Source organism: Sphingobacterium sp. Ag1, assembly GCF_000988325.1.
Taxonomy (GTDB): Bacteria; Bacteroidota; Bacteroidia; order Sphingobacteriales; family Sphingobacteriaceae; genus Sphingobacterium.
In genome coordinates this window covers 1-5,558 of record NZ_LBGU01000004.1, presented here as the reverse complement: position 1 = coordinate 5,558, position 5,558 = coordinate 1, and the positions used below count along the sequence as shown (strand labels likewise).

Below are 5,558 nucleotides of genomic sequence, written 5' to 3'. Positions count from 1 at the left end.
GTAAAAAAAAGGCACCGACCTACTCTCCCACCTGTTACGGCAATACCATCGGCTCTGGCGGGCTTGACTGCTCTGTTCGGAATGGGAAGAGGTAGACACCGCCGATATAGGCACCTAAATATTTTTTTAGATCTGAGATCAGGGATAAGAGTATCCGGAGCCTTTAAGGTCCGAAATAATCCCTATGTTCATATCTAAATGACATATCTATTGAAAGAGTTTCGTTTCTGTTTTGTTTCTAAAAATTAAAGAGGAAGACAACAGTGTTATCTGCTTGAGAAAGCTTCGGGCTATTAGTACCACTTGGCTTTGGTCTCTCAACCTTTACACCTATGGCCTATCAACGTAGTCATCTTCTACGACCCTATAAGGAAGTCTCATCTCGTGGCTAGTTTCGCACTTAGATGCTTTCAGCGCTTATCTATTCCAGACGTAGCTACCCTGCCGTACACCTGGCGGCATAACAGGTTCACCAGAGGTCTGTCCAACCCGGTCCTCTCGTACTAAGGTCAGATCCACTCAAACTTCCAACGCCCACAACAGATAGGGACCGAACTGTCTCGCGACGTTCTGAACCCAGCTCGCGTGCCACTTTAATGGGCGAACAGCCCAACCCTTGGGACCTTCTCCAGCCCCAGGATGTGACGAGCCGACATCGAGGTGCCAAACCTCCCCGTCGATATGAGCTCTTGGGGGAGATCAGCCTGTTATCCCCAGCGTACCTTTTATCCTTTGAGCGATGGCCCTTCCATACAGAACCACCGGATCACTATGTCCGTCTTTCGACCCTGTTCGACTTGTCGGTCTCACAGTCAAGCAAGCTTATGCCATTGCACTCCGCGTACGGTTACCAAGCGTACTGAGCTTACCTTTGAAAGCCTCCGTTACCTTTTTGGAGGCGACCACCCCAGTCAAACTACCCACCAAACAATGTCCTCCTCATTAAGGAGTTAGAAACCGAATACAGAAAGGGCGGTATTTCAAGGTTGATTCCATGACTCCTGGCGAAGCCACTTCAACATCTCCCGCCTATCCTACACATCCTGTACCCAATCTCAATGTTAAGCTATAGTGAAGGTGCATGGGGTCTTTCCGTCCCGTTGCGGGTAATCGGCGTCTTCACCGATACCACAATTTCACCGAGCTCATGGCTGAGACAGCGCCCAGATCGTTACACCATTCGTGCAGGTCGGAACTTACCCGACAAGGAATTTCGCTACCTTAGGACCGTTATAGTTACGGCCGCCGTTTACTGGGGCTTCGATTCAATGCTTCTCTTGCGATGACATCCCCTCTTAACCTTCCAGCACCGGGCAGGTGTCAGGCCTTATACTTCATCTTGCGATTTTGCAAAGCCATATGTTTTTGTTAAACAGTCGCCTGGGCCTTTTCACTGCGGCTGCTCTTTCGAGACAGCGCCCCTTCTCCCGAAGTTACAGGGCCATTTTGCCGAGTTCCTTAGCCATGACTCACTCGAGCACCTTAGGATTCTCTCCTCGACCACCTGTGTCGGTTTGCGGTACGGGTCTTCATAACCTGAAGCTTAGCGGGTTTTCTTGGAAGTCTGTTTACCTGCTCTATCAGCGCCACCGGAGCTTTGCTGTACTATTGGGTTTCAGCTAGAGTTGCGGATTTGCCTACAACTCCAATACCTACGCCTTTCAACGAACTATTCCGTCAGTTCGCGGCAGTGTCACTACTCCGTCACCACATCGCAGTTATGAAGAGTACTGGAATATTAACCAGTTGTCCATCGGCTTGCCCCCTTCGGGTGCGCCTTAGGTCCCGACTGACCCTGATCCGATTAACGTTGATCAGGAAACCTTGGTCTTTCGGTGGGCGGGTTTCTCACCCGCCTTATCGTTACTTATGCCTACATTTGCTTTTCCATAACCTCCACACAGCATTACCACTGTGCTTCCCCGGCGATGGAATGCTCCCCTACCAGATGTACATCTTTCAGTACAAATCCATAGCTTCGGTACCGTTCTTGATGCCCGTTTATTATCCACGCCCGGCCGCTCGACTAGTGAGCTGTTACGCACTCTTTAAATGAATGGCTGCTTCCAAGCCAACATCCTAGCTGTCTGGGCAACCGGACCTCGTTAGTTCAACTTAGAACGGATTTGGGGACCTTAGCTGATGGTCTGGGTTCTTTCCCTCTCGGCCTTGGACCTTAGCACCCAAAGCCTCACTGCCGGCTATATTTGATAGCATTCGGAGTTCGTCTGGATTTGGTAGGATTTGACTCCCCCGCACCCAATCGGTAGCTCTACCTCTATCAAACTCTACGCCGACGCTGTTCCTAAAAACATTTCGGGGAGTACGAGCTATTTCCCAGTTTGATTGGCCTTTCACCCCTACCCTCAGGTCATCCGGAAACTTTTCAACGTTTATCGGTTCGGTCCTCCATTACATGTTACTGCAACTTCAACCTGCCCAAGGGTAGATCACAAGGTTTCGCGTCTACCTCATCTGACTATGCGCCCTATTAAGACTCGCTTTCGCTTCGGCTGCGTCCCTGAAGGACTTAACCTTGCCAGACAAGAGTAACTCGTAGGCTCATTATGCAAAAGGCACGCTGTCACAGGACCTGCCTGCTCCAACCGCTTGTAAGCACACGGTTTCAGGTTCTTTTCACTCCCCTGTTCGGGGTTCTTTTCACCTTTCCCTCACGGTACTGGTTCACTATCGGTCTCTCAGGAGTATTTAGCCTTACCAGATGGTGCTGGTGGATTCCCACAGGATTTCTCCGGTCCCGCGGTACTCAGGATACCACTATGTCAACATTCTTTACCTGTACGGGGCTCTCACCCTTATTGCGCAGTTTCCCACCTGCTTCCAGTTCATAGCGCTGTACAATGTCGTGGTCCTACAACCCCGACCATGCCGTAACATGATCGGTTTGGGCTCTTTCCCGTTCGCTCGCCACTACTTGGGAAATCATTGTTATTTTCTTCTCCTACGCCTACTTAGATGTTTCAGTTCAGCGCGTTCGCGTTTTATACGACTATTCTTCAAATAGTCAGGTTGCCCCATTCGGAAATCTACGGATCACTTCGCATTTGCCAATCCCCGTAGCTTATCGCAGCTTATCACGTCCTTCTTCGCCTCTGAGAGCCTAGGCATCCCCCGTGTGCCCTTATTTACTTTCTTCACCGGCATAGCCTTTTGCTACTATGCGGCTGCTTTTGATATATATACCCATATGCTACGTAAAGATTCGTTCGGCATTCACCGAGGGTCTCCTCTCTACATCAGACACATACACGTATTGTCTCTATACTGTTGTCTTCTCTTGTAATTTTTTTTCTCTTTCAATATGTCAAAGAACTCTTTTTCCGGTTTGTTTCTTCGGAGCATCTGTCGATGTCCCTCCCGGAGATGTGGAGAATAACGGATTCGAACCGTTGACCCCCTGCGTGCAAGGCAGGTGCTCTAGCCAGCTGAGCTAATTCCCCTTACTTTTTCGTAGTCCCGAGCAGATTTGAACTGCTGACCCCTACATTATCAGTGTAGTGCTCTAACCAACTGAGCTACGGGACTAGCTATTTCCTGTTCATCTATCTCTCTCGGTCCTGCTCCTTTCGGGGCGGGCACTTTCTTCTGATGTTTTTTCTTCTTTTGCAATCATATGTAACGTGACGAGCACCGATCTTCGATACTCTAGAAAGGAGGTATTCCAGCCGCACCTTCCGGTACGGCTACCTTGTTACGACTTAGCCCCAATTATCGGTTTTACCCTAACACGCTCCTTGCGGTAACATGCTTTAGGTACCCCCAACTTTCATGGCTTGACGGGCGGTGTGTACAAGGCCCGGGAACGTATTCACCGCGTCATTGCTGATACGCGATTACTAGCGAATCCAACTTCATGGGGTCGAGTTGCAGACCCCAATCCGAACTGTGAATGGCTTTTAGAGATTAGCATCATATTGCTATGTAGCTGCCCGCTGTACCATCCATTGTAGCACGTGTGTAGCCCCGGACGTAAGGGCCATGATGACTTGACGTCGTCCCCACCTTCCTCGCTGTTTGCACAGGCAGTCTGTTTAGAGTCCCCACCATTACATGCTGGCAACTAAACATAGGGGTTGCGCTCGTTGCGGGACTTAACCCAACACCTCACGGCACGAGCTGACGACAGCCATGCAGCACCTAGTTTCGTGTCCCGAAGGACGGGTGCGTCTCTGCACCCTTCACTAACTTTCAAGCCCGGGTAAGGTTCCTCGCGTATCATCGAATTAAACCACATGCTCCTCCGCTTGTGCGGGCCCCCGTCAATTCCTTTGAGTTTCACCCTTGCGGGCGTACTCCCCAGGTGGATAACTTAACGCTTTCGCTGGGACGCTGGCTGTCTATCGCCAACATCGAGTTATCATCGTTTAGGGCGTGGACTACCAGGGTATCTAATCCTGTTCGATCCCCACGCTTTCGTGCATCAGCGTCAATACCAGCTTAGTGAGCTGCCTTCGCAATCGGAGTTCTAAGACATATCTATGCATTTCACCGCTACTTGTCTTATTCCGCCCACTTCAAATGGATTCAAGCCCATCAGTATCAAAGGCACTGCGATGGTTGAGCCACCGTATTTCACCCCTGACTTAACAGGCCGCCTACGCACCCTTTAAACCCAATAAATCCGGATAACGCTCGGATCCTCCGTATTACCGCGGCTGCTGGCACGGAGTTAGCCGATCCTTATTCTTCCAGTACATTCAGCTAAATACACGTATTTAGGTTTATTCCTGGACAAAAGCAGTTTACAACCCATAGGGCAGTCATCCTGCACGCGGCATGGCTGGTTCAGGCTTCCGCCCATTGACCAATATTCCTTACTGCTGCCTCCCGTAGGAGTCTGGTCCGTGTCTCAGTACCAGTGTGGGGGATTCTCCTCTCAGAGCCCCTAGACATCGTCGCCTTGGTAGGCCGTTACCCTACCAACTAGCTAATGTCACGCGAGCCCATCTCTATCCTATAAATATTTAATCAACCGAACATGCGAACTGTTGATGTTATGCGGTGTTAATCTCTCTTTCGAGAGGCTATCCCCCTGATAGAGGTAGGTTGCTCACGCGTTACGCACCCGTGCGCCACTCTCACCATCTTCGAGCAAGCTCTCCGATGGATCCCGTCCGACTTGCATGTATTAGGCCTGCCGCTAGCGTTCATCCTGAGCCAGGATCAAACTCTCCATTGTAAAATGAAGTTTTTGATTCCAACTATTTATAATAATCAGAATTCTTTTTTTATATCTCTGATCTTGGATCGAATTGAACAATTACTTGAATTTGTTCATGACTTTCGACTTTCGTCTGTCTACTCGTCACGCTTACATGATTGTGTTTTCTTAAAGAACTTTTGACGCTTCAACTTCCGTATCCGCTATATTCCGACAGGCATTGCGCCCCTCTTTATCGTTTTGTTTTTCCCTTCGTTTCCGTTGGGACTGCAAAGGTAGAAATCTTTTCTGAACTTCCAAAAACTTTCTGAAGTTTTTTTTCTTTTCTCTTTTTAAGATTTCCGCGTTTAAAATAAATCCAGCGGGATTGTAAATC

1 protein-coding gene, 2 tRNA genes and 3 rRNA genes are annotated in these 5,558 nt (G+C 49.3%); all 6 read right to left on the bottom strand.

Annotation, left to right across the window (positions count from 1 at the left end; genetic code table 11):
• Positions 1 to 6: 6 nt before the first annotated feature.
• Positions 7 to 118: ribosomal RNA gene (rrf, locus tag AAW12_RS00055) — 5S ribosomal RNA — on the bottom strand.
• 156 nt (positions 119 to 274) lie between these two features.
• Positions 275 to 3,156, bottom strand: a 23S ribosomal RNA gene (locus tag AAW12_RS00050).
• A gap of 231 nt (positions 3,157 to 3,387) precedes the next feature.
• Positions 3,388 to 3,461 (bottom strand) — tRNA-Ala (locus AAW12_RS00045).
• Between the two features lie 11 nt (positions 3,462 to 3,472).
• Positions 3,473 to 3,546 (bottom strand) — tRNA-Ile (locus AAW12_RS00040).
• 124 nt (positions 3,547 to 3,670) lie between these two features.
• Positions 3,671 to 5,200, bottom strand: a 16S ribosomal RNA gene (locus tag AAW12_RS00035).
• Together the 16S, 23S and 5S rRNA genes with 2 tRNA genes alongside form the textbook arrangement of a ribosomal RNA operon.
• 150 nt (positions 5,201 to 5,350) lie before the next feature.
• On the bottom strand, positions 5,351 to 5,558 hold a 208-nt coding region (locus AAW12_RS26565), incomplete at its 5' end, for a hypothetical protein (RefSeq protein WP_231585169.1).